Source organism: Streptomyces sp. NL15-2K (assembly GCF_030551255.1).
GTDB lineage: Bacteria > Actinomycetota > Actinomycetes > Streptomycetales > Streptomycetaceae > Streptomyces.
This window is the reverse complement of the sequence record NZ_CP130630.1, coordinates 4,967,479-4,990,633: the sequence shown is the minus strand read 5'-3', so window position 1 is coordinate 4,990,633 and position 23,155 is coordinate 4,967,479. Positions and strand designations below refer to the sequence as shown.

The window sequence follows — 23,155 nt, the reverse complement described above, 5'->3', positions numbered from 1 at the left end:
CGGCGCCTTCCGACCTCCTCGCGCCCTCCGCGCCGCACACCCCCGCGGCCTCATGCATCACGCCCCCGCCGGCGTCCCCGCCGTCGGCTCCCTCTGTCGCGCCACGCCCGGGAGACCTCATGAGCCCCAGCCCGTCGCCCCTTTCGAGACCTGCCGTCTCTAGACATACCGCCTCGAGACGTACCTTCTCGAGACGTACCTTCCTCACGGCCACCGGCGCGATCGGCGCCGCGGCACTCACCGCGTGCAGCGATCTGACCCCGGGTGCCTCGTCGTCCGAGAAGAGCAGCACCGGCCCGGTCTCCACGGCGGTACCGGCCGACAAGAAGATCACGCTGGTGGTCGCCGACGCCGACGACACCACCATGACCCCGGGCCTCATCGCGGCCTTCCGCGAGAAGCACCCCAACATCACCGTCAAGCGCCAGTACACGGGCTGGGACGACTACCTCAAGAGCATCAACACCACCATGTCGGCCGACAGCGCCCCCGACATCGCCCAGTTCACCTCCGGCATGCAGAACCTCATCCCCGGACGGCTGCTGCTCAAGGTCGGCGAGTACGGCAAGGCGTACGGCTGGGCGGAGAAGTTCCCCGGCCTGGACCAGATCACCCTCACCGCCGACGGCAAGACCGTAGGCACCGGTGACCTGTACGGGGTGGGGGCGGGCCTGTCGTTCGAGGGCGTCTACTACAACAAGGCCAAGGCCCAGAAGCTGGGCCTGACCGTCCCCCCGGCCACTTTGGACGAGCTGGAGGCCCTGTTCGCCAAGGCCAAGGCGGCCGGTGAGACCGCACTCGTCGCCGGAAACCTCGACGGCGGTCTCAACCACCCCTTCAACGTGCTGCTTTCGGCCTACCTGACGCCCCGGGACCGCGAAGCGTGGGCCTACGGACACAAGGGCGCCACCATCGTGCTGCCGGAGGCCGAGCAGGCGGCCGAGACCCTCAAGCGCTGGGTGGACAAGGGGTACGTCACCCCCAAGGTCAACGGCGTCAGTGACAACGACGCCACCGCCGCCTTCGCCAAGGGCGACGGCGTCTTCCGGATCAGCGGCAACTGGGCGGCGGCCGCGGTGGCCAAGGGCCTGGGCGAGCGGGCCGGCTACTTCAACATGCCGCCCGTCACCTCCGGCGGGAAGGTACGCACCACCGGCGCCGGCGTGTACTACTGCGTCTCCAGCAAGTCGAAGAACGCGGCCGCGGCCGCCGCGTTCCTCGACTTCGCCGCCGAAGCGCAGGCCGCCGCCATCATCGCCAAGGGGGGTTTCATGGCTCCGGACGCGGGCGCCATGCCGAGCCAGACCGGACTGCTGGGCGATGTCCGGACGGGCTGGCAGACGATCGTCAAGGACGCCGGCCTGCAGCCGTTCATCCAGAACTCCTCCAGCCCGACGATGGGCGACACCCTCACCACTCAGCTGCAACTCCTCGCCGGAGGCAAAGCCACCCCCGAGAAGTTTCTGGCCGGTCTGCAGACGGACTTCGAGAACTACCACCAATGACCACTGCCGACCGACTGACCGATCCCGCCCGCGCTCCCGGCACACCCGGCGCCCCGCGCCCGGCGAAGCACGGGGAGCACGGGGAGCACGGGGAGCACCGTGCCGTGCGCCGACGCCCCCGCACGGCACGGTCCGGCCGCCGCGGCAGGCGTGCCGTGGCGTTGCTGTACCTGTTGCCTGCCCTTCTGCCCTACACGCTCTTCGCCGTACTGCCGCTGCTGCACACCGCCTACCTCTCGCTGTTCGACTGGGACGGCGTGACCCTCCCGTCCTTCGTCGGCCTCGACAACTACCGCCGTATCGCCGACGACCCGCAACTGCGCGCCGCCGCCTGGCACGCAGGCGCACTGATCCTGTTCTTCTCCGTGCTGCCGATCTGCGTTGGCCTGGTCTCGGCGGCGATCGTGTCCCGGCGTGCCGGGCGCCGGGGCACCGGCCTGGTCCGCACCGTGCTGTTCCTGCCCCAGGTCATCCCGCTGGTCGCGGTCGGCATCCTCTGGCGCTGGGTGTACGCCGAGGACGGCATCCTCAACCAGGCGCTGCGGGCGATCGGCCTGGGCGGCCTCGCCGACGCCTGGCTCGGCAGCTTCACCTGGGCCCTGCCGGCCGTAGGACTGATCGGGACCTGGGTCGTCTCGGGCCTGTGCATGGTGCTGTTCCTGTCCGGGACCCAGCGCATCGACCAGGAGATCTACGAGGCGGCACGGATGGACGGGGCAGGCCCGGTACGCGAGTTCACCGCGATCACCGTCCCGCTGCTGCGACCGGAGTTCGCGGTGGCGCTGTCCATCACCGTCATCGCCGCCCTGTCCAGTTTCGACCTCATCTACATCACCACCGGGGGAGGCCCGGGCAACAGCACCGTCGTGCCCGGAATCCTCATCTACCGCCTGGCCTTCGGGGGCGGAGCGGTCGGTGTGGCCAGCGCCCTGGCGATCGCGCTGACGGCGGTCATCTCCCTCGCCGTCCTGGTGATCAACAGGCTGTCCAGGGAGGCACCGTGACCACCGTGACCTCACCCACCGGCACAAAGGCGCTCACCGGGCGACTGGCGGCACCCGTCCTGCTCACGCTCTTCATGGCCGCCGTACTCGTGCCGTTCGCCTCCCTGCTGCTGGCGTCACTCCAGCCCGCGGGCGCTCCCCTGACCGGCTTCGCCCTGCCGGACGGGCTGCATCTGGAGAACTTCTCCCGCGCCTGGTCCGCCGCGGGGTTCGGCACCTTGCTGCGGTCGAGCGTGGTGATCGCGCTGTGCGTGGTGCCGGCCGCGGTGCTGTGCGCGACCCTGGCCGGATACGCGCTGGCGACCCTGGACGTCCCCGGCCGCGGAAGGCTCTACGCGTACCTGCTGCTCGGCCTGTCCATCCCCACCGAGGGCACGATCATCCCGCTCTACTACGACCTGCGCGCCGTCGGTCTGACGAACACGGTGCCGGGGCTGGCGCTCGCGGAGATCGGCGCGTTCATGCCGTTCGGGGTCTTCTGGATGCGCGCCCACTTCGCGACCATGCCGCGCAGCCTGATGGAAGCCGCACGGCTGGACGGCGCCTCGTCCTGGGTGACGCTCTGGCGGATCCTCCTGCCCAACTCCCGCCCCGCGGTGACCACGTTGGGCGTTCTGTACTTCGTCTGGAGCTGGAACCAGTTCCTGCTCCCGCTGATCCTCATCCAGGACCCGGCCCGCCGTACGGCCCCCGCCGGACTGGGTTTCTTCACCGGGCAGTTCGGCGTCGACGTACCACTGCTCGCCGCGGCCACCCTGATCGTGATCGCCCCGGTGGTGCTCGTCTACCTGTTCTTCCAGCGGCACTTCATCAGCGGCGTGCTCAGCGGCGCGCTCAAGGGCTGAACGCGCATGGGCCCACCACACAGAGGCTGACAAAGGCTGACCACACAGGAGGTCGGAGAATTCCATGGCAGAACTCGAAGTCGCGCTGATCGGCGCGGGTGGCATCGCCCGCGCCCATCTGCCCGCGTGGGCCGCCCTCGGCGCGCGCGTACGCGTCTACGCCCCCGACGGCCGCGCCCCCGCGCTCGCCCGGGAGTTCGGCGCGACCTCCGTGGGCTCCCTGGGCGAGGCGATCGCCGGGGCCCACGTGGTGGACGTATGCACGCCGACCGACACCCACCGGGAGATCACTTTGACCGCCGTCGCGGCAGGTGCCCATGTCCTGTGCGAGAAACCGCTGGCGCTCAACGCGACCGAGGCCGGGGACATGGCCGACGCGGCCGAAGCGGCCGGGGTGAGGCTGTATCCGGGACACGTCGTGCGCTTCTTCCCCGCCTACGCCCGCCTGCGCGACCTGGTCGCCGGGGGCGGGCTGGGCCGGGTGGCGGTCGCCCGGTTCACCCGCACCGGCCGCTATCCCACGTGGAGCGGCTGGTTCGCCGACCCGGCCCGCTCGGGCGGGATCCTGACGGACCAGATGATCCACGACATGGACATCGCCCGCTGGCTCTTCGGCGACGTCGTCCGGGTCCACGCCCGCCAGCAGGGGCATCTCACCGCCCCGGCCCCGGAAGGTGCGGTCGCCACCGGTACCGCCGTACTCACCCACGCCGGAGGCGCCATCACGCAGGTCGTAGGGGTGTGGGGACCTACGGCGACACCGTTCCGCACCACGTTCCACGTGTCGGGCACCGGCGGTACCGTCCAGCACGACTCGCGGGCGCACCTCGATCTGCGGATCACCGGTGCCGCGTCCGGCGGACCGGCGGACGGCATACCGGCTGGGGACCTCGGGGGCTTCGGGGACCTCGGGGAGTCGCCCTACCTCATCCAGATCCGCGAGTTCGCAGAGGCGTTCGCGGGAGGTCCGGAACCCCGGGTGAGCGCCCGGGACGGCGTGGCGGCCGTCCGCATCGCGGAGGCCGCGGCGGAGTCGGCCCGCACCGGCCGGACCGTCGAACTCACAGCACAGGCAACCACCGTACCCACAGGGGGAATTGACCAGTGAGAGTCGCCGTACTGTCCTTCGCCCATGTGCACGCGGCGACCTACATCAGGCTGCTGCGCGACCGCGACGGCATCGAACTGATCACCGCCGACCCCGAAGCCCCGCCGGACGACCCCACCCGCGGCCGGGCCCTCGCCGAAGAGCTCGGCGCCGCCTACGCCGACAGCTGGGACGAGATATTCGCCCTGCGCCCCGACGCCGTGGTGGTCACCAGCGAGAACGCCCGCCACCGGCACCTGGTCGAACGGGCCGCCGCGACCGGAGCACACGTGCTCTGCGAGAAGCCACTCGCGACGACGGAAGCGGACGCACAAGCCATGATCGACGCTTGCGAAACGGCCGGGGTCGGGCTGATGACCGCCTATCCCGTACGGTTCAGCCCCGTGTTCACCGCCCTGCGCCGCGCCCTCGCCGACGGCTCGCTCGGCGGGCTCGTCAGTGTCCACGGAGCCAACAACGGCTCGAACCCGGCCCGTTCGCACCCTTGGTTCGCCGACCCGGAACTGTCGGGCGGCGGAGCACTGGCCGACCACACCGTCCACATCGCCGACCTCGTGGACGCGCTGCTGGACGGCGAGCAGGCGGCGGAGGTGTACGCCCAGGCGAACAGCATCCTGGACGATGGCGGCCCCACACAGCACGTCGAGACCGCGGGCCTGGTCACCATCCGCTACCCCGGCGGGCTGGTCGCCGCCGTGGACGCCAGCTGGAGCCACCCGCCGGACCACCCGACCTGGGGCGGACTCGCCATGACCTGCGTCGGCGAGAAGGCGATCGTGGAGTTCGACGCCTTCCCCCCGCTGCTCGGCGGCTTCGACTCCACCACCGGCCGCGACCGCTGGGAGGCAGGCGGGACGGACCTGGACGCCGCCATGCTCGACGAGTTCCTCGACGCGGCCCGCACCGGACGGCGACCGTCTCCGGACGGCGCGTCGGGCCTGCGTACCCTGCGGATCGTGCTGGCCGCGTACGAGTCACTGCGCACGGGACAGCCGGTGACGCTGGCGGTGCGGTGAGGCTCGGGGAGACCGTTGTGCACCCGAGCGCCGCACGACCATGAGCCCTGCCCGGTACTGCCCTGCCCCGCGCCCGCGCCCGTCGCGAACCTCGGCGATCCGTGCGGCGCCGGAGGCCCAGAAGCGGTCCAGCCTTGCCGGGTGCAGGGCCGCGGTCGACTGACGGCGGTGCCCTCGACCAGAGCAAGACACAGCGGCCGGCCGGGGTGGCGTCCCACCGCGTGGTGTAGCCATCCGGACTGCCGGACTGCCGGACTGCCGGACTGCCGGACTGCCGGACTCCGGGCGACTGCCCGAGGCCACCACCCCGGGTCACGACGCGATCTGCGCGCGGGCCCGGACGCTCACCCAGTTATTGGCAGATCTGTTCCACCGGCACGGCCACCTCACCTGGGGTTTTCCTTCGCGGGGGTGGAACAGATCTGCCAATTTCCCCTTGATCCCGGTCGTCGGATTCGTGGCGATCATGCGGAGTTCGTCAGTCCTGGTGGAGGTAGCAGCGCGATGTGCCCTTGACTGTCTTGTTCTGGCAACGACCGCCGGCCGCCGTTGGCCAACCGCACTTCCCCTGCTTCCACTCGCCCACCGTCCACCGTCCACCCCCGGTAGTTCACCTGCGTTCAAGGGCGGCCAGCTCACTGGCCGCGCCCTGCTCCTGGTCCCGTTTGGACGGTCGTGAACGGGGCTGAATGAGACGGAAACCGAGACCCACGGCCGGCGACGGTGCCCGCGAGGGTCGCAGTCAGATCTCCGTTGTACGTAGGGTGCGGAAATGACAAGAAGCGAGCGACTCGCGGACCAGCTGGACCGGCACTGGCACAAGAACCTGCGGCCGCGGCTGCACGGTCTTGCCGATGAGGAGTACTTCTGGGAGCCGGTGCGCGGCTGCTGGAGCATCCGCCCACGTGGCACGGCGGCCGCACCGATGTCGGCAGGTTCGGGGGAATGGACGATGGACTTCGCGTCCCCTGACCCGGTGCCGGCACCGGTGACCACGATTGCCTGGCGGCTGGCGCACATCATCGTCTCCTGCCTGGGCTATCGGGTCGGCTGGCACTTCGGCGGCCAGGACGTCGACTCCCAGACATTCGCCTACGCGGGGACCGCTGACGAGGCGCTGAAACAGCTCGATGAGATGTATGGGAGATGGAACGCTGGGGTCCGCGAGCTCTCGGACACTGACCTGGAGAATCCGCCCACGGTGGGTCCCGAGCGGTTTCCCATGGAGGGCATCGTCCTGCACGTCAACAGGGAGCTGATCCATCACGGCGCCGAGATTTCCCTGCTGCGCGACCTCTACCGCTGGCAGGACGGAGCCGTACCGCACCGAATATGACTTTCCGGTAAACGGCGATCGAGCTTCGGAAACCTACGTGGACTCCGTGACGCTCCGTGGCTGCGAGTTTCAGTCCGCATCAGGCTTCTGCCGAGGTGGAGGCGGCTGTGTGTGAGCTGCGGCGCAAGCATCCCCGGTGGGGTCCGCGGCGGATCGCTCCTGTGCTGGAGCGGTCCGGGCCGGTGAGCCCGGTGCCGTCGCGGATGATGGTGTATCGGATCCTGGTCCGGCATGGCCTGGTGGAGCCGGGAGTACGGCGGCGGAAGCGGCCGGATTACAAGCGCTCGCAGCGGGACCCTGCGATGCAGTTCACTCATGGCGGCCCTGGCTTTCCCAGAGTTCCGACTCGTACCCGTCCGGACCGTCGAGAACGAGAACGCCCTGGTCCCGCAGCACGGCGATCGACCGCGCTACCGCCGGCTGCGCACCTTGCGCCTGGTTGAAGTACGGCATCGCCACCACAGGCACACCCATGTGCACCGCCTCCGACGGGATACCGATCGCCACGGTGTCCGCGATCCCCGCGCCCCACTTGTTCAGCGTCGTGCACGACATCGGCTCCACCAGCATCGCGTCCGCCTTCGGTAGCACGTCAGACTCCCACGGCAGGCGATGAAGTAGAGCACGCGAGTCATGCGCGCAGTCCACAGCGCTCGGCCAGCGCACGCAACTCGCCCCCAGGGTTGGGGGTTGCGCCCACGACGTCCTTGGCCAGGTTCACCGTGCTCGGCGTGTTTCGCACCTCCTCCGGCGCCAGCTCGTCGGCCTCCAACAGGGCTCGCGCCGCGTCGTCCTTACGTCGAGTCAGGAGCGAAGCTCGTGCCATCGCAACACGGTGGCCGGCCTGTCGCTCCCGAGCGCCGACCAGCCATCCTCGAAACGCAACAGCATGTCCTACTGGTGAAGGGGCAGTGTTCCAGGGCTGCGCCATTCCGCTGCCTGGAGGATCGACGTATGAGCACCGACCCGCTGCCTGCGTCCGGGGGGCCGAGGCGCTCACCCGGCGATTCCCGGTCCGAGACGCACCTGCGGTGTGCACGAATGCTCGTCAGCTCGGTCTTCGAGGGACTGGTCCTTGAGAACTCCGACAAGGGACGAGGCGACGAGGGCGACAGCGCTGTCGTCGTCGTGGGCCAGTCGGCGCAGGACCTCCTGCGCGGTGGTTCCCGCGAGCTCGACCAGCGCCTGGGTAAGGCGGATCCGCGTCGCGGAGTCCGCGGTGGGCGCGGCCAGTTCGTCGACCAGGGCGGTCGTGATCCGATCCGTGCACGCGGGGTCCAGGGACAGCGTTCCCAGAACCTCCGCCGCGTCCACGTCGTTGGAGCCCTCCACCACCATGCTGACGAGTGTGGGCACGGCCGCGGCCACGCCCTGCCTGCCCAGAGCCAGAGCAGCGTGCCTGCGCACCGTCGTGTCCGCGTCACCGAGGGCGTTCGCGAGCACCTCGACAGCACCCGGAGCCTCAGACATCTCGGCGATTGCCAGCACCGCGCGCCGCCGGATGTCGGCATCCTCCGAGTGCGTGCCGGCGGTCAGCGTCGCCACGCCGTCGCCGCCCGCTCGGGCGAGCGCCCAGCGCAGGGCGCCTGCGACGTGCGGGTCGGATTCGGTCAGGACCGCCCCGGCCAGCAGTTCGGCGGGTACCGACACGTCCTCCGGGCGGGCCAGGACGGCCTGCTGTCTGCGCGCGGCGCTGGTCGAGTTGAGTTCCCGCATGAGTTCGACGATGCGCAGTACTCCCTGCCAGTCGGTGGGCGCCGACGCGTCGATCGCACGGAGCCGCTCGAGCAGCTCCCGTTCCCGCGCCAGGCGGTCCTCAGTCCGCCGGATGAGGTCGCTGACCAGGGCGGACGGTGTGAAGGCCGGGTCCTCCAGCGCGCGCCCGATCTGCTTGAGCGAGAGCCCGAGGGACCGCAGGCTCTCCACGTGGAAGATCCTGCGGACATCCTCGGCGGAGTACTCGCGGTAGCCACCGACAGTGCGGCCCGTGGGCCGCACCAACCCCAGGGCGTCATAGTGCCGCAGCATCCGGGTGCTCACCCCGGAGCGGCGGGCCACATCGCCGATCAGCAATCCGCGCACTCCTAGGCCTCTGCTGCCTTCGCGGCCTCCATCGGCTCGGTCGTCTCCGCGGGCTCGGCGGTCTCCGAGGTCTCGGTGCCTGCTGACGCAGCCGCGGCGGCAGCGGCTCGTTCCGGGCCGAGTGCGACCACGCGCTTCGCCTCGTCGAGGGCCACGTCGAAACCGGTCCCCGGGTTCTGCCAGAGCAGCTCGGTGGCACGGGCGTGCGCGGCCACCGCCGGGTCGGAACTCTCCGCGGCCCTCTCCAGCGCGGGCTTGATCACGTCACCGAGGTCGACCAAGGCCCGGCTCAGACTCAGCTGCACATGGCGGTCGCCACGGCCGAGCTGCAGAACCAGTTCGTCGGCCAGGTCCTTCTCCTCGTCCTCAGGCACGAGGACGACCGCGACGCGCCACGCAGTCCGCGCGACCTCGTCGTCGGCGTCCCGCAGCATGTCGCGGGTGATCCAGGCCCACGTGCTCTTGTCGCCGATCTTGGAGAGTGTGTGCAGCGCCTGGCTGCGGGCCTGGGTACGCTCGGAGTCGAGCTCCTGGCGGATCCGGGGCAGACCGATCTCCGGCGGGAGACGGGTCAGCGCCCAGGACAGCATGTCTCGTACGAAGAAGTCCGGCTCGACCGCGCACCGCTCGACGAGCATCTCCAAGAACACAGGGTCGGGGTTCGAGCCGACCGCCAGGGCCGTCCGAAGCCGGACCGACGAGTCCTCGGCGCCCAGGGCGTTGGTCACACGGGTGTTCTGCGGGGTTACGTCGGTCGTGTCGATCGGGACCACCTCCTGCGCCCAATCGAAAACCTTGTCACCGTGTCAAGGTCAAGTTCGTGACCGGCGAATCGGGAAGTCCGCTGGTCGCAGGGGCCTGTCGCGCCCGCCAACTGGAGAAAGGGTTCGGCAGACGAAAGGCAGCCGTCTCGCCGAGATACCGACAGAACTCCAGCTACCGCCGGACGACTCTCGTCGAGAGCAGGAGCAGGCCTGCATGATGGTGGGGGCGCGCCGTCGGCTTTCGGTCTGAAGTGAAGTGCCTATTCGGTAGTTCTGAGGGCCGCGAGGTAGCCGGCCCAGCTGTCCTGGGCGAGCGCCGCCCACTGGGTCGCGGTGTTCCTGTGGACACCGAAGAGGTCGCCGGAGACCCGCGCCGCGTACGGCGTCAAAGGCCACGCCCGCCACCATCGACGACGAACAGCTGGAGGGCACGGCTCTGCTGGTGCCCGAAGGAGTGTCCGTCCAGGAGAGCGCCCGGTCGCCTTACCGCTTGGAACGTACGGTCAGGGAGAACCCGGAGTTCTACAGCTCACCCGCGAACTCCGCCACGTCCTGCGCGGTGTGCTCACCGGCCTGAACGTGCCGCCACCCCTCGAGGCGGCGGCACGGGCACGTCTTGGTACGGGGCACCGCAGCCAAGTGACGGGAACGGGCTGGACGTGACGGTCCCGACGCCGTTCAGGACCACCTGAAGGTGTCGCTGCCCGGCGGCGTCGATGTCAGCCGTGGATGTTCACCGGCTCGCCTTCACGGCCTCCGAAGTCGCCGCGCGGAACGACTCCGTCCCCTCGAAGTGCGCACGGAAGTAACCGCGCCTCGCACCGGCGATGTCGGCCGAGAAGGCGTGGCCGCTGCCGGACCAGGTGGCCTCCGCCGTGAGCAGGTCCGTCCACTGTTTGCCGTCACGCGAGTACTGGATGTGCACCGGGATGGTGGCGGGCGTCCAGCCGTCGGGGAAGTCCATCGCACCCTCGACGTGCACGCTGCGGTCCTGCGTACGGGTGGCCGAGAACGAGGTGAAGACCGAGGCACGCAGCACGGTGATCTGGGCGCTGTTCACGGAGGCGGGGGCGATGAACGGGTCGTCGCTGCGCGACGACACCCGGAAGCTGCCGGTCTCCCACGGGGTGTGGGTGAAGCTGACCTTGCCGTCCTCACCGGTGGTGAAGTAGCCGACACTGGCGAACTGACCGCCGGAGGAGGACTCGTACAGCACCCCACCGCTCTGGCCCGCGAAGGGAACCCAGCCCTGCGGGGTCTCGCGCTCCAGCGTCGCGGTGAGGGCGACCTCCTGCCCGAAGTCGATCGTCCCGGCCTCCGCAGGGGCCTGGACCGTCCAGCGCGTGGCCACCTGCCGGACGCCGATCCGCACCGACGAGGACTCGCCGTACAGGACGTACGGGTGCTCGCTGACGTGCCGGTAGACGGCCTGGATCGGCACCGCGTCGTTCACGGTGACCGTGCCGGAGAAGCGGCCCTCCGCGTCGGTGCGGACGGTGTTCTCCGTCCAGTAGTCCACATCGAGGTCCACCGGGTGGTCGGCCAGGGGCTTCAGCTCGCGGGTCGCCGGCCACCGTCCCTTCAGGGTGCCGTCGACGCGCACCTGACGGTTGTCGGTGTCGACCTCCGTGCGGTCGGTGCGCACGTCCTCGAAAACAGCCGCGACGTAGTAGGCGAGAGAGCCCGCGGAGTTGTCGACGGTGCGGTCGCCGTCGGCGTCCGTGGCCTCGAGGCGGACGTCGTAGGTGCCCAGGTCGGGAAGGTCGAGAGGCTGCTTCGTGTGCCACACGCCGTTGTCCGGTGTGCCGGAGACGAGGCCGAACGCGTCGTACTCCACGACGGCGACTTCCTGCTGTGTGGCCGCGGAGACGATATGGGCTGTGATTCCCGTGATGGCGCTGTCGGAACTGATACCGACGGCCAGGGTGCCGAGGTCGTCGGAGACACTGCTCGCCCACCGGACGTCAGGAGCCTCCCCCTCCACGGCGTTCGCCGCCGGGGTGCCGGTCAACAGCAGTGCGACGGTGCCGATGGCGGCCCAGGCCGCCCGTCTTCTGAACATCAGTCCCCCAGGGATGTGTCGAATCCCGTGCCGCGATCGCTCCGCGTGTCTGCGGTTGATGTCGCGGCCGAACGGCTTTTCTATCGCACGGCTGTGACAACGGTCCCGTGAGTTTCGCCCTGAGGGTCTGGTCGGCCGGTCCAAGTGGACCGTGGGCGCGCGGCCGCCCCGTCGGCAGCGGCTCCCACGCGGTGAGGCGGCCGCCCGTCAACTCGCCGCATCACCGGTGCGGAAGATTCGGTTCAGATGGTGGGCCAGGATGGTGGTGGCGGACTCCGGGGTGCGCTGGCCGACGAGGATGCTGGTGCCGAGTCCCGCAGACATGGCAAGCAGGCCGGCTGCTTCCAACTGTGCGTCCACACCGGGTTCGAGCAGAGCTGCCTCTTGCGCCTGCCGGAGGAGTTCGGTCAGGGCGTCTTCGGCGGCATCAGGGTTCTTGATGAAGGGCTGGGCTGCGAGCGCCCGGTCGTTCACGGACAGAACGGCGTAGGACGTGTAGAGGTGATGGAAGGTGCGGCTCTCGTCGTCTGTCGGCAGCGCGGCCATCAGCAGCGCCTCGACCATCGCGCGCGGACCAGGGCCGTCCCCGGCGGCCCGTACACGGGCGGAGACCCGCTCCCCGAATCTCTGCGCCAGATGCTCGAGCCCGAAGAGCATCAACTTCTCCTTGGTCTGGAAGTAGTACTGCACCAGCCGCAGTGATACGCCCGCCTCCGCTGCCACATCGCGCATCCCCACGGCATGCAGCCCGCGTCGTCCGGCGACCCGGACGAGCGCCTCGGCGATCTCGGTGCGCCGTTCTGCGTGGTCCACGCGCTTGGGCATCGGCTGGTCTCCGCTCGTCGTTCCTGCTGTGGCCCCCGTTGGGCCTTTTGATGATACAGCTGTACCAAAAATCGTGGTACGTTCGTATCACGAAAACCGAGACGCTGGAGGTGGCCATGACCGAGACCGCTGCCCGCACCCAGGCCGATGTCGGCCGCTACGTGAGCGATGCCTGGCGGGAGCGCTACTTCACGGCCTGCGATGCGGTCTACGCACTGGGGGCACCCGCGCTCGCGGAACAGGACGTGGAGACGTCCTTCGGCACCACGCACGTCTACCGCTACGGCCCCGCGGACCCGGCCGCCCGGTCCCGAACCCCTGTCGTCCTGGTGCACGGGGCGGGCTCCTGCTCAGCCATCTGGTACCCGAACACCCCGGCCCTCAGCGCCGACCGGCCGGTCTACGCGATCGACACCCCGGGCGATCCCGGCCGCAGCGTGCAGCGCGAACCCATACACCAGCCCGAACGCGCCGCGCAGTGGCTGGACGAGACGCTCGCCGGGCTCGGCCTCGACCGCGTCCACCTCGTCGGCACCTCCTACGGCGGATGGCTCGCCCTGAACCAAGCGCACCGCAGCCCCGGCCGCCTCGCCTCGGTCACCTTGCTCGACCCCGGCGGCCTGGAGAAGGTGGGACTGCGCTTCTTCGTCTGGCTCTTCGCCGGCCTCTTCGCGACCTTCGCGCCCAAGGCACTGCGCCCGCGACTGGCGGCCTGGCTGGAACAGCCGGTCCTTGTCGTGCCGGAACTGCGCACGATGATCAGAACGGCCGTTCGTGCCTACCGCATACGCCGCCCGTCGCCGCTTCCCCTGTCGGAGGAGGAGCTGTCCACCATCCGGACTCCGCTCTATCTGGCGCTCGGCAAGCGAAGCCTCCTCCTGCACCCGCAACGGCAGGCGGAGCGTGTGCCGCGCCTGATCCCCGGCGCCCGAGCCGAGATCATCTCCAACACGGGCCACGGGCCGCAGATCGACCACGCGGAGGAGATCAACCGCAGGATGCTGAACTTCATGGCCTCCGTCGACTGACGACCGCCCACGCCGACGGGGCCAGGACGGTGCCGAGGGACGGCCCGGCCAGAGCAGGTTCTGCCGGGCCGGGGCCTCTGTGGAGTCACCAAGACGTCCTTCACGCTGCTCGCCACCTCCGTGACGAAGGCCGTCGTTCGCCTCAGGACCTGGTGTGAGCTGCTGGAGACCGTGGGCGTGCCCGTCGCTGATGTCGGCTGTGTATGTCAGGCAGCCCGAGGCACGACGCTCACCGCGCGGTAGTCGTAGCCGTCCTGCTTGAAGCCGGGAGCTTCCCATGTGAGGTCGACCTGCTGTCCGGGCGACAGCGTGCGGAAGCCGGTCGTCCGGATGTCGGAGAAGTGAGCGAAGCACCCGCCCGGAGTCTCGGGCGAGTCGAGCACACCCCACCCGTCCTCGGCGCTCCACTCGCGGACAGTCGCAGTCACCATGGGGGAACCCTACGGGTCATGTCCGCGCCGGCACATATTCCGGTGCCTCAGTTCCCCGCTTCATCCGAGGGCGAATCGATGCTCACCGGCCGGTCGTTCCTCAGCTCGGTGAAGAGCTGCTTCGCCTTCGCCGTGTCCCACTTCACGGCGCTGCCCTTGGACGTGCTGAAACCGAGGCCGGAGACGGGGACGTTGAGCTGCCTGCCGCTGCCGCCCGAGACGCTCCTCATCGCCTGGAACAGCGACACGAGGGTCGGCAGCTCCATGTCCTTGTCCACGACGAGGGTGTCCAGCGCCGCGCTCAGGGCGGGGTAGGTCCGGAACGGATCGAGCGCGGTCCCCGGTGCCGCGGCCTTGCGGGCGAGGGCGGACAGGAACTTCCGCTGGTTCCTGGAGCGCCCCAGGTCGCCCTGTGCCTCCTGGTGCCTCTCGCGGACGAACGCCAGAGCCTCGGTGCCGTTCAGGTTGTGACAGCCCTTCGTCAGGTTGGCTCCCGATTTCGGATCCTTGATGTTCCGGTCCAGGCACATCTCCACACCGCCGACCGCGTCCACGACGCCGACGAACCCAGCGAAGCCGATCTCCGTGTAGTGATCGATGCGTAGGCCGGTGTTCAGCTCGATGGTCCGGATGAGCAGTCGGGGCCCGCCCAGGGAGTAGGCCGCGTTCAGCTTGTCCTTCGACGCCCGGTAGTGCTTGCCGGTGTCCGGATCGACGTACGACGGCAGAGTCAGCCAGGAGTCGCGCGGCAGACTCACCATCGTGGTGCCGTGGGCGCCGGTGTGCAGGAGCATCATCGAGTCGGTGCGTCCGCCTCCGGCCGAGCCCGTGTGCAGCTCCTTTCTGGCCTGCTCGGACAGCCCGTCACGGCTGTCGGAGCCCACGATGAGGTACGTGGTCCCCTTCCCCTGCGGCGGACGGTCCGCGATCTTGCCCAGGTCGACCGCCCTGTCGAGCCTGAGGTCGGCCCAGGCGTAGGTACCCGCGCCGGTGAGGAGCAGTGCGCAGAGCAGGACCGCGAACAGGCGGGCGATACGGCGGCGCCGGCTGGGGCGCACCCAGAGAGGTCTGACACCGCGGCTGTGGCCGCCGCCGTGGTGCCGGGTGGGGCCGCCGACGCCGCTGCCGCTGTCCGGCCCGGCGACAGGGCCCCTGTCCGGCCAGGCGACAGGGCTGCCGTCCGGCCCGACGGCAGGGCTGCCGTACGGCATGTCGACAGGGCTGCCGTACGGCCCGTCGACAGGGCTGCCGTACGGCCCGGCGGGCGTCTGAGGTGGAGCTGTGCTTCCGTGCCACACCTGCCCCGTGATCACGTGTTGCCTCGGTGTCTCCCCGTCGGCGTGCCGCCGGCTGGTGCCGGACCATGCGTCCGGTCGGTCACTCATGGGCTTGACCACCCTCATCCCCTCGACGACAGCTGTCGTTCGGCGACCGGTTGCCTGAGCTGCTCGGTGGCGGCGGTGCCGGAACGGTGCATGCGCTGCCACCTCAGCCGGGTGCCGAGCAGCAGGGCGACCACGGACTGGATGACGACCAGATACATCAGCTGCCGGTAGACGAACAGCTGCAGCGGCATCGACCACAGGGTCCGCAGGCGCTCGCCGTCGAGCCTCAACGCGTAACCGGCACAGATCAGCTGGACGGTGAGGAAGCCGAACCACACGCCGGCCGACCGTACGGGGTCGAGGAAGAGCACGCCGTACAGCGCGAAGAGGTCGACGACCGGCGCGATCAGCGGCAGGGCCACCTGGAAGAGGGCCAGGTACGTCAGCCCACGGCGGGCGAAGCGTCCGGGTGGGCCCAGTTCGACGACGGCTCGGCGGTGCTTCCACATCGCCTGGAGCGTGCCGTAGCACCAGCGGTAGCGCTGCCGCCACAACTGCCGTAGTGAGGTGGGCACTTCGGTCCAGGCGACGGCCGACTCCTCGTAGACCACTCGCCAGCCGGCCCGCCACAGGGCCATCGTGAGGTCGGTGTCCTCGGCGAGGGTGTCCTCGCTGACCCCGCCGACGCCCATGAGCGCGTCCCGGCGGAAGGCGCCGATGGCGCCGGGGACCGTCGGCATGCACTCCAGCACCTCGAACATCCGCCGGTCGAGGTTGAAGCCGAAGACGTACTCCAGATGCTGCCATCTGCCGAGCAGCCCGCGCCGGTTGCCCACCTTGGTGTTGCCGCTGACGGCGCCCACGGCCGGATGCGCGAGGGCCTGGATGAGCCGGTGGATGGCGTCGGTCTCGAGGACCGTGTCCGCGTCGACCATCACCACGATGTCGTAGGACGCGTTCGCCAGACCGGTGTTGAGCGCCGCCGCCTTGCCCGAGTTGGGCTGCCGGATCACCCGCACCCGGGGGTCGTTGATCCAGGTGGCGAGGTCGGCCGTCTGATCCGTCGAGCCGTCGTCGATCACGATGACCTCCAGGTACCGGTGCGTGGAGGCGAGCAGCGAATGGACGGTGGACTCGATGCCGGCCTCTTCGTTGTAGGCGGGAACGAGCACGGTCACGGGTGCGTTGACCTCCCGCAGCCAGGGCGCGCCGGAGCGCAGGCGGGTGAGGCGCCGGACATGGGTGCGGGCGAAGACGGTCAGCAGCACCAGCCGCAGCACGCCCAGCGTTCCGGCCACGCCCAGCACCCAGGTCATGGCTTGCGTGAACGCGTGACCGGCGGTCACGGCCCAGTTCAGTACCCTGCCTCGCCATCGTTCGACCGTGGACACCCGGGTGTCGGCGGAGGGCATCCCGACCGCGTCCGTCACGGTGGTGAACCGGTCGGCGTGCGGGTCGCCGAGGAGCTTCTTCGTCTCCTGGTACGCCAGTTCCGTCTGGCTGAACTGCCGGACCAGGCCGTGCGCCGGATCACGGTCCGGCCGGTTGGCGGCGACCAGGACGTAGCCGTCCGCGGCGGCGCTCCGGGCCGCCTTCCACTCGGCGCCGCACAGCGTGTCCACCTGGGTGGTCAGCGGCATCCGCAGCAGGTCGGTGCGGATGCCGGCCGAGCCCGCGAGGGTCTGCTGGGTGAGCGTCAGTTCCATCGCGGTGCGGACAGGCGACGAGGAGCCGAGGTCGGCCCCCGTATACGTGTTCGAGCCGATCTCGTGGCCCTCGTCGAGGATCCGCCGGATCAGGTCCGGATGGCGTGCCGCCCGGGCGCCGAACACGAAGAAGGTGGCGTGCGCGTGATGCTTGCGCAGCAGGTCGAGGAGGCGCGGGGTCCACACCGGGTCAGGTCCGCCGTCGAACGTGAGCGCCACGGTGCGCGCGGGCACCGCGGCGGACGACACCTTGTCCCCGCTGATACGACGCAGGACGGGGCCGCTCCGCTCCACAGTTCCCGGCACGGGGCTGGTGCACGGGCGCCGCGTCTTGGCAGCGTCCACCTCGTGGGTGGTCCAGCCCTCGAAAAGCAGGGCGGCGAAGATCACGGGCAGGGTCAGGGCCAGTAGCCGCCAGTGCCCGCGGGGGTCGCGGGAACGGGCGTGCCGACGTCGTGCCGAGCGACTCACGTCACCATCCCCGGAGTGACGTTGTTCACAGAGGAATTGGGGCTTGTTCGGCGGGAGCCGATGACGGCCGTGGCCGTTGCGAGCCCGGTGCGGTCCGGCGAACGGTGGGCGCCGACGGGGATGGCCGCTGCGGTGCCGGGCCGCGCTGACACCTGCGCGGGTCTGCCGGTACGGCCTCGCCGAACGGCCGCCGTCCCGCGTGCCCCCGCACCGCGCCCGAGGCTCTGTCCAGGTCCGTGCCCGAGGCCACGTCCAAGAGCGCACCCGAGCCCGCGCGTATCGGCGGAGGGCGTCGGCCCGGCAGCGCGGAGGGCGTGTGCTGTCGCACGCCACGCGGTCTTCACATGCTGGCCGGAGGCGTCGGAGCCCGATGAACGGCGAGGAGTTTTCTGCGGATTTGTGTAGGGGGCGAGCTCGTGCATGGGCGGCGAGTGTAGCTACAGCCGATGCCGTGGGTGTGTCCGAATCGGACCGGCGGCCACCGCACCACGGCGACTGTGACGCTGAGCCCGGTCGGTGCGCTGGACCAGGTAGGTGTGGGGAAATGTGTCCTCACTCGCCCTGCTCCCGGAGTGGATCCTCCGGAGCCGCGGCCTCTCTCCACCGATGGTTTTCAGCCATTCGACCGGTGTGGGGCGCCGGGGCGTGGCTTCACCGCCGCAGGTCCGTGGCTGAAGCTCAAGCACTGGCAGGGATCGGACTGACGCTGCATCAGGTCGGCAGAAGCGCATCATCCCGGAGTATGAATCCGGCGGTCCGCCGCGCCGCGTGTGCGGGGTGGGGCGGGCCGGCGTGGGCATCGTTGCGGGGTTCGTACGGGGCTACGGAGCGGTGGTCCCGCAGAGCCCTGGAGGCGCGCATGCTCGCGTGGCTGGCGGACACCTCGGGTGCGGTCTTCGCCGTGCTCAAGCCCAACCCGCGGCAGGGGTAGGCGGGCGCCTTCGCGCCCGGCGTGGCACTGCTGTGGTTGCTCAACTGCCTGACCTGCTGATGACCGGATCGGTCCGCTGCCGGGCCCGACCCGGCCTGTCGGCGCCCCGCCCGCGCGGCCCAGACTTGAGGACATGGCCCGAGCACTGATCGTCATTGATGTCCAGGAGTCCTTCCGCGCCCGTCCGCTGTGGGAAACCACCTCCGACCCGAAGATCGCCGACCGGGTGAACCGCCTGGTCCGGCTCTCCCGTCAGGCCGGGGACCTGGTGGTGTGGGTACTGCACTCCGAGCCCGGCTCCGGCGGTGTCTTCGACCCGTCCCTCGGCCATGTCCGGCTGATGGAGGAGCTGGAGCGAGCGGACGAGGAGCCGCTGATCCACAAGACCTCGCACAACGCCTTCACCACGACCAACCTGCAGCAACTGCTCACCGCGCGCGGCATCCGCGAGCTCACCGTCTGCGGCATCCGCACCGAGCAGTGCGTGGAGACGACCACCCGCGTCGCCGGCGACCTCGGCTACCAGGTCACCTTTGTCGTCGACGCGACCGCGACCAATCCCATCCCCCACCGCGACGCGCCCGCCGACCAGAGCGTCGCCGATCTCCTGGCCGACCCCCGCACGCTGCCTGCCGAAGACGTCATCAGGCGCACTGAGTACGCCCTCGCCGGACGCTTCGCCACCATAGCGACGATCGACCAGCTGGAGGCCGCAGCAGAGCTTCAGGCATGATGACCGAATCGTGAGCCACATCGTCTTCTTCCTGGTGCCCGGAGTCCACTTGCTGGACCTGGCCGGCCCCGCGCAGGTCTTCTCCACGGCCGCCGACTTCAGGCACCCCTACACGCTCACCTACGTCGCCGAGCAGCCCCAGGTCTCCACCGCCCAGGGCCTGCCGCTGGTGGCCCGGCTCGACTGGCCCGAGCTCGGGCCCGACGATCTGATCGTCGTGCCCGGCTGGCGGACAGGCACCCTGGCCGACGGCCCCGCCATCGGCGACGCCTCCCTCCAGGTCCTCCGGGACCACCATGCCAGGGGCGGGACGGTGGCCAGCGTCTGCGCCGGAGCCGAGGCGCTCGGGCAGGCCGGCCTGCTCGACGGCCGCCACTGCACCACCCACCACGACGTGCAGGACGAGCTGGCCCTGCGCCACCCCAGGGCGGTGGTCGTCCGCGACGTCCTGTTCACCACCGACGACCGGGTGATCACCTCGGCCGGCATCGCCAGCGGCATCGATCTGGCCCTGCACCTGGTCGCGACCCGGCACGGCCCGGCCGCCGCCGCCCAAGTGGCCCGGGAAATGGTCGTCTACGCTCGCCGCAACGGCCATGAACCGCAGTCCAGTGCGATGCTCCGGCATCGGTCCCACCTCGACGACACCGTGCACCGCGCCCAGGACCTCATCGACGCCCGCTTCGACCAACCACTCCCCTTGCCGGCCCTGGCCGCGGCCGTCGGCGTGAGCGAACGCACCCTCACCCGCCTCTTCAGCCGCGCCACCGGGCTCACCCCACTGCGCTACCAGCAGACCCTCCGCCTCGAACGCGCCCAGAACCTCATCAGCCACGGCGCGACGATCGACGCCGCCGCCCGCGCAGTCGGTTTCGAGGACCCGCGCATGCTGCGCCGCCTCCGCGCCCGCACGGCCTGACTGTGTCGGGTAACCGAACGCCTCTGGGTGGTGCAAGCCCGAGCACAACAGTTCGTACATCCCTACCCACGACCCGTCACGCCGGACCGATGACCTTCTTGCGCATGTGCCCGTAGACCACCGACGTCCGTACGTCGGCGAGTTCCGGGCGCTTCGTCAGCTTGTCCAGGACCACCGCGTGCAGATGGTCGGTGTCCCGTACGGCGACATGCACGAGGAAGTCGTCGTTCCCGGTGAGGACGAAGAGCGAGATGACCTCGGGCATCCCCTCCAGGAAGGTCTGGAAGGCCTCGATCACCGCACGTGTCGGCGGGCGGACCCGTACGGCGATCACCGCCTGCAGCCCGCGGCCGATCGCCGCGAGGTCCGCCTCCGCGTGAAATCCCGTCAGGATGCCGCTCCTGCGCAGCGACCGGATTCGCTCCAGACACGTGGACGGGGCGATCCCGAGTTCCTGGGCCATGTCCCGGTTGGTGCGCCGACCGTCCTCCTGGAGCATCCGCACCAACGCCGAATCTAGTTCGTCCACGCTTGCCTCACCCCGCCGAATTCCGAAGGTAATTCGGACTTGTCCCATCACCTTCGATGATCTTGTTAGCCTCCAGCCTAGTTCACTGACGTTCGTTCGGTCGCGGTGTGGTCAGCGGCGGAGAGTGGTGGAGAGGGCGACTTGATATGCGTGAACGAGGACCCACGGTGGGGGCGGTGTGTGCGGTCATGGCGGCCGCGCTGTTCTGGAGCAGTTCGTACGCGGTGACCAAGCAGGTGCTGGAGGATGTCGGCCCGCTCAGTATCGGCGCCATCAGGTTCACCCTCGCGGCGTTACTCCTGGCCGTGACGGTACGGCTGAGCCGGCACCGCCCGGCCCGGCCGGACCCGCGGCAGCGGCGGCAGCTCTACCTGAGCGGGTTCCTCGGCATCACCGTGTACTTCATCCTGGAGAACGTCGGCGTCGACCTGTCCACGGCGTCCGACGCGTCGCTGATCGTGGCCACGTACCCGCTGATGACGATGCTGGTGGAACTGGTCGTCCTCCGCACCCGGATGCCACTGCTGAGGGTGACGGGCGTGCTGCTGGCCACCGTCGGCGCCTTCCTCGTCGTACGCAACGGGGCCGAGGTCGGCGGCAGTTCGCGCTGGCTGGGCGACGTCCTGCTGCTGGTCGGCGGGCTGGCCTGGGCCGGCTACAACGTGCTCGGCAAGCGCGCGAGCGCCGGCCAGGACGCCGCGAGCGTCACCTACTACCAGACCCTGGCGGGCGCGGCCGGCTTCCTGCTCGCGTCCCTGCTGGAGGCCGACGACTGGCGGATGCCGGGCGCGACCGCCTCGTCGCTGCTGGTCTACCTGGCCGTGGCGTGCTCGGTCGGCGGCTTCCTGCTCTACAACTACGGCCTGCGCAGGATGCCGTCGAGCGTCGCGGTCAACATCCTCAACCTGGTTCCGGTCTTCGGCGTCATCGGCGCCGTCGTCATCAACGGGGAGTCGATCCGGCTCGCCCAGGTGACGGGCGGCCTGATCATCATCGTCGGGGTGGCGCTGGGCATGATCCAGCACCGAAGCGGCTGTACCGACCGCGCATGGAGTCATCGACGGGGCATGAAGCGGAACCCGAGCCCGGCGACGCGGACAACGCGGCCCGGGTGGCCCGGAACCCGTGCCGGCTCCGACGACGTCGTCATCCGGTCCCGTCCGGCACCTCGCCCGTGAGTCGCGACGGCTCTGCGCCTGGTGCCCCTTGAAGGCAGCGCGCCGGCGGCGTGCACGGAAGACCGACGCGGACTCTGGTTTCCGCCGCGACTGTTGTGGCTGTCCTGGCAACTCTCCCCGCATGGGGGGCGGTTTCCCAGGCGGTGGCGGCTGAGACTCGGCCACCGCTGTCGGAGGGGCAGAAGGCGCTCGCCGAGGCCCAGGAGTCGGGGAAGCGGGTCGAGGTCACCGGCGAGCGGTCGGAGCGTACGACGGTTTTCGCCAACCCGGACGGTTTCACCTTCACGTTGGAGGAGTCCGCGGTCCCCGTGCGGGTGCCCACGGCCGGCGGGGGCTGGCAGGCGCCGGACGCCACCTTGGAGGTCCGCGGGGACGGGACGGTGGCGCCGAAGGCCGCGGCAGTCGAGAGGGAGTTCTCCGGGGGAGGGACGACCGAACCGCTGGTGAAGATCTCCGACAAGGGACGGTCGCTCCAGATGGGCTGGCCCGGCAAGCTTCCCGAACCGGAGCTGGACGGGGCCGGCGCGGTGTACGCGGAAGTGCTTCCGGGTGTCGATCTGAGGATCACGGCGTCCGTGGAGGGGTTCCGCCATGTGCTGGTGGTCAAGTCTCCCGAGGCCGCGGCCCAGGAGGAACTGAAGGAGATCGACTACTCGTTGAAGGCGACCGGCCTGAGCCTGATCAAGGGGAAGGCGGGCAACCTGACCGCGATCGACGACGATGGCAACCGGGTCTTCCGGGCCCCGCCCGCGCAGATGTGGGACTCCGCCGGTACGGCATCCGGCGCACAGCCGATGTCCCTGGCGGCCGCCTCGACGGATGCCGCAGAGGATGAGGGTTCGGATCCCGCCGAGGTGGGTGCGTCTGCCGCGGAGGGTGCTGAACCGGGCGCGGGAGACACCGTCACCACCATGGACGTGAAGGTCTCCGACGACGCGCTGTCGGTCGTACCGGACGCGGAGATGCTGACCAGGGCGGAGGCGTCGGCGTTTCCGCTGTACATCGACCCGACGGTGACCTGGGGCGAGTCCGAGCGGACCTTGCTGCGCAGTGACGGCTACGAGTCCTACGGCTGGACGAACGGAGAAGGGCCGGGAATTCTTCCGGCCCCCGGATGCCACTTATCCACATGATGTCGAATACGGAACTCATGGCGTGAGGCGATGGTGAATGATTCCCTGTGCGGGACACTTGATCACATCTATCTGAGCTACCTGACCGACCGTGGAGAGTCAGGACTGCGCGTGGGGTGGAAGGAGGTGTTGCGCGACGCTTGGTACGGAATCCTCATATGGCTGGCAGCGTGTCTCGTTGTACTGTTCGTCGCGGGACCTGCGTGGTTCGGCGTTCCCGTCGG

At 69.9% G+C, this 23,155-nt stretch carries 21 protein-coding genes and 3 pseudogenes; 13 read left to right on the top strand and 11 right to left on the bottom strand.

All coding sequences use genetic code 11. The annotated features are described in order from the left end of the window. The first annotated feature begins 119 nt into the window (after nt 1-119). The 7 genes and pseudogenes from Q4V64_RS22180 to Q4V64_RS22150 all read left to right on the top strand — a co-directional run. A complete protein-coding gene (locus Q4V64_RS22180) occupies nt 120-1,505 on the top strand; it encodes an extracellular solute-binding protein (protein WP_148100393.1) in 1,386 nt (461 codons plus the stop codon). Continuing rightward, nucleotides 1,502-2,509: a sugar ABC transporter permease gene (locus Q4V64_RS22175; RefSeq protein ID WP_124444294.1), complete on the top strand. Its 1,008-nt coding sequence runs from the start codon at nt 1,502-1,504 to the stop codon at nt 2,507-2,509. Before Q4V64_RS22180 ends, Q4V64_RS22175 begins: the two co-directional genes overlap by 4 nt. Continuing rightward, entirely contained in the window at nt 2,506-3,354 is an 849-nt protein-coding gene (locus Q4V64_RS22170) for a carbohydrate ABC transporter permease (protein WP_253267353.1), read from the top strand. Before Q4V64_RS22175 ends, Q4V64_RS22170 begins: the two co-directional genes overlap by 4 nt. A gap of 64 nt (nt 3,355-3,418) precedes the next feature. After that, nucleotides 3,419-4,462 (top strand): Gfo/Idh/MocA family oxidoreductase, encoded by a 1,044-nt coding sequence (locus Q4V64_RS22165; RefSeq protein WP_124444293.1) that lies wholly within the window; start codon nt 3,419-3,421, stop codon nt 4,460-4,462. Beyond that, on the top strand, nt 4,459-5,478 hold the full coding sequence (locus Q4V64_RS22160) for a Gfo/Idh/MocA family oxidoreductase (protein ID WP_124444292.1): 1,020 nt from the start codon (nt 4,459-4,461) through the stop codon (nt 5,476-5,478). The genes Q4V64_RS22165 and Q4V64_RS22160 overlap by 4 nt, the downstream gene beginning before the upstream one ends. Before the next feature lie 772 nt (nt 5,479-6,250). Next, a complete protein-coding gene (locus Q4V64_RS22155) occupies nt 6,251-6,814 on the top strand; it encodes a DinB family protein (RefSeq protein ID WP_124444291.1) in 564 nt (187 codons plus the stop codon). 74 nt (nt 6,815-6,888) lie between these two features. Beyond that, nucleotides 6,889-7,122: pseudogene (locus Q4V64_RS22150) on the top strand (helix-turn-helix domain-containing protein); the annotation flags it as partial. A gap of 37 nt (nt 7,123-7,159) precedes the next feature. Here the strand turns inward: Q4V64_RS22150 and Q4V64_RS22145 are convergent. From Q4V64_RS22145 to Q4V64_RS22115, 7 genes and pseudogenes are all read right to left on the bottom strand, one after another. Beyond that, nucleotides 7,160-7,429 (bottom strand): annotated as a pseudogene (locus Q4V64_RS22145) (flavoprotein); the annotation flags it as partial. Nucleotides 7,430-7,445: 16 nt separating this feature from the next. Continuing rightward, on the bottom strand, nt 7,446-7,640 hold the full coding sequence (locus Q4V64_RS22140) for a hypothetical protein (protein WP_303711070.1): 195 nt from the start codon (nt 7,638-7,640) through the stop codon (nt 7,446-7,448). A gap of 170 nt (nt 7,641-7,810) precedes the next feature. Further along, on the bottom strand, nt 7,811-8,887 hold the full coding sequence (locus Q4V64_RS22135) for a MerR family transcriptional regulator (protein ID WP_124444289.1): 1,077 nt from the start codon (nt 8,885-8,887) through the stop codon (nt 7,811-7,813). 11 nt (nt 8,888-8,898) lie between these two features. Then, complete coding sequence (locus Q4V64_RS22130; protein WP_301184595.1) at nt 8,899-9,660, bottom strand: HEAT repeat domain-containing protein; 762 nt, start codon at nt 9,658-9,660, stop codon at nt 8,899-8,901. Nucleotides 9,661-9,920: 260 nt separating this feature from the next. Beyond that, nucleotides 9,921-10,049 (bottom strand): hypothetical protein, encoded by a 129-nt coding sequence (locus Q4V64_RS22125; protein WP_301184594.1) that lies wholly within the window; start codon nt 10,047-10,049, stop codon nt 9,921-9,923. A 344-nt stretch (nt 10,050-10,393) separates the two neighbouring features. Beyond that, complete coding sequence (locus Q4V64_RS22120) at nt 10,394-11,722, bottom strand: hypothetical protein (protein ID WP_253267352.1); 1,329 nt, start codon at nt 11,720-11,722, stop codon at nt 10,394-10,396. Between the two features lie 207 nt (nt 11,723-11,929). Then, complete coding sequence (locus Q4V64_RS22115) at nt 11,930-12,547, bottom strand: TetR family transcriptional regulator C-terminal domain-containing protein (RefSeq protein ID WP_124444287.1); 618 nt, start codon at nt 12,545-12,547, stop codon at nt 11,930-11,932. A gap of 116 nt (nt 12,548-12,663) precedes the next feature. On the opposite strand from Q4V64_RS22115, the gene Q4V64_RS22110 reads away from it, so the two are divergent. Beyond that, complete coding sequence (locus Q4V64_RS22110) at nt 12,664-13,575, top strand: alpha/beta fold hydrolase (RefSeq protein ID WP_124444286.1); 912 nt, start codon at nt 12,664-12,666, stop codon at nt 13,573-13,575. Between the two features lie 206 nt (nt 13,576-13,781). Here the strand turns inward: Q4V64_RS22110 and Q4V64_RS22105 are convergent, their stop codons facing one another. The 3 genes from Q4V64_RS22105 to Q4V64_RS22095 are packed head-to-tail and all read right to left on the bottom strand — an operon-like array spanning nt 13,782 to nt 17,508. After that, nucleotides 13,782-14,006: a cold shock domain-containing protein gene (locus Q4V64_RS22105; protein ID WP_124444285.1), complete on the bottom strand. Its 225-nt coding sequence runs from the start codon at nt 14,004-14,006 to the stop codon at nt 13,782-13,784. Between the two features lie 47 nt (nt 14,007-14,053). After that, a complete protein-coding gene (locus Q4V64_RS22100) occupies nt 14,054-15,391 on the bottom strand; it encodes an LCP family protein (protein WP_124444284.1) in 1,338 nt (445 codons plus the stop codon). A 14-nt stretch (nt 15,392-15,405) separates the two neighbouring features. Beyond that, nucleotides 15,406-17,508, bottom strand: a complete 2,103-nt coding sequence (locus tag Q4V64_RS22095) for a bifunctional polysaccharide deacetylase/glycosyltransferase family 2 protein (RefSeq protein WP_124444283.1) — start codon at nt 17,506-17,508, stop codon at nt 15,406-15,408. A 742-nt stretch (nt 17,509-18,250) separates the two neighbouring features. Here Q4V64_RS22095 and Q4V64_RS22090 point away from each other — a divergent pair. From Q4V64_RS22090 to Q4V64_RS22080, 3 genes are all read left to right on the top strand, one after another. Next, on the top strand, nt 18,251-18,439 hold the full coding sequence (locus Q4V64_RS22090; RefSeq protein WP_124444282.1) for a hypothetical protein: 189 nt from the start codon (nt 18,251-18,253) through the stop codon (nt 18,437-18,439). Between the two features lie 133 nt (nt 18,440-18,572). Next, nucleotides 18,573-19,172, top strand: coding sequence for an isochorismatase family protein (locus tag Q4V64_RS22085; protein ID WP_124444281.1), 600 nt, complete (start codon nt 18,573-18,575; stop codon nt 19,170-19,172). A 10-nt stretch (nt 19,173-19,182) separates the two neighbouring features. Next, a complete protein-coding gene (locus Q4V64_RS22080) occupies nt 19,183-20,091 on the top strand; it encodes a DJ-1/PfpI family protein (protein ID WP_124444280.1) in 909 nt (302 codons plus the stop codon). A gap of 76 nt (nt 20,092-20,167) precedes the next feature. On the opposite strand, the gene Q4V64_RS22075 is transcribed toward Q4V64_RS22080, so the two are convergent. Further along, nucleotides 20,168-20,620, bottom strand: coding sequence for an Lrp/AsnC family transcriptional regulator (locus Q4V64_RS22075; protein WP_124444279.1), 453 nt, complete (start codon nt 20,618-20,620; stop codon nt 20,168-20,170). 146 nt (nt 20,621-20,766) lie between these two features. Between Q4V64_RS22075 and Q4V64_RS22070 the strand changes: the two genes are divergently transcribed. Both Q4V64_RS22070 and Q4V64_RS22065 read left to right on the top strand, forming a co-directional pair. Then, nucleotides 20,767-21,798: a DMT family transporter gene (locus Q4V64_RS22070; protein WP_253267351.1), complete on the top strand. Its 1,032-nt coding sequence runs from the start codon at nt 20,767-20,769 to the stop codon at nt 21,796-21,798. A gap of 143 nt (nt 21,799-21,941) precedes the next feature. Beyond that, nucleotides 21,942-22,886: pseudogene (locus Q4V64_RS22065) on the top strand (LamG domain protein jellyroll fold domain protein); the annotation flags it as partial. Nucleotides 22,887-23,155 lie beyond the last annotated feature (269 nt).

Excerpts from the sequence above, each read along its gene's own strand:
- Q4V64_RS22180 (WP_148100393.1), top strand. The coding sequence starts at position 120 with ATGAGCCCCAGCCCGTCGCCCCTTTCGAGACCTGCCGTCTCTAGACAT.
- Q4V64_RS22175 (WP_124444294.1), top strand. The coding sequence starts at position 1,502 with ATGACCACTGCCGACCGACTGACCGATCCCGCCCGCGCTCCCGGCACA.
- Q4V64_RS22165 (WP_124444293.1), top strand. The coding sequence starts at position 3,419 with ATGGCAGAACTCGAAGTCGCGCTGATCGGCGCGGGTGGCATCGCCCGC.
- Q4V64_RS22155 (WP_124444291.1), top strand. The coding sequence starts at position 6,251 with ATGACAAGAAGCGAGCGACTCGCGGACCAGCTGGACCGGCACTGGCAC.
- Q4V64_RS22140 (WP_303711070.1), bottom strand. The coding sequence starts at position 7,640 with ATGGCACGAGCTTCGCTCCTGACTCGACGTAAGGACGACGCGGCGCGA.
- Q4V64_RS22120 (WP_253267352.1), bottom strand. The coding sequence starts at position 11,722 with ATGTTCAGAAGACGGGCGGCCTGGGCCGCCATCGGCACCGTCGCACTG.
- Q4V64_RS22115 (WP_124444287.1), bottom strand. The coding sequence starts at position 12,547 with ATGCCCAAGCGCGTGGACCACGCAGAACGGCGCACCGAGATCGCCGAG.
- Q4V64_RS22110 (WP_124444286.1), top strand. The coding sequence starts at position 12,664 with ATGACCGAGACCGCTGCCCGCACCCAGGCCGATGTCGGCCGCTACGTG.
- Q4V64_RS22105 (WP_124444285.1), bottom strand. The coding sequence starts at position 14,006 with ATGGTGACTGCGACTGTCCGCGAGTGGAGCGCCGAGGACGGGTGGGGT.
- Q4V64_RS22100 (WP_124444284.1), bottom strand. The coding sequence starts at position 15,391 with ATGAGTGACCGACCGGACGCATGGTCCGGCACCAGCCGGCGGCACGCC.
- Q4V64_RS22090 (WP_124444282.1), top strand. The coding sequence starts at position 18,251 with ATGAATCCGGCGGTCCGCCGCGCCGCGTGTGCGGGGTGGGGCGGGCCG.
- Q4V64_RS22085 (WP_124444281.1), top strand. The coding sequence starts at position 18,573 with ATGGCCCGAGCACTGATCGTCATTGATGTCCAGGAGTCCTTCCGCGCC.
- Q4V64_RS22070 (WP_253267351.1), top strand. The coding sequence starts at position 20,767 with ATGCGTGAACGAGGACCCACGGTGGGGGCGGTGTGTGCGGTCATGGCG.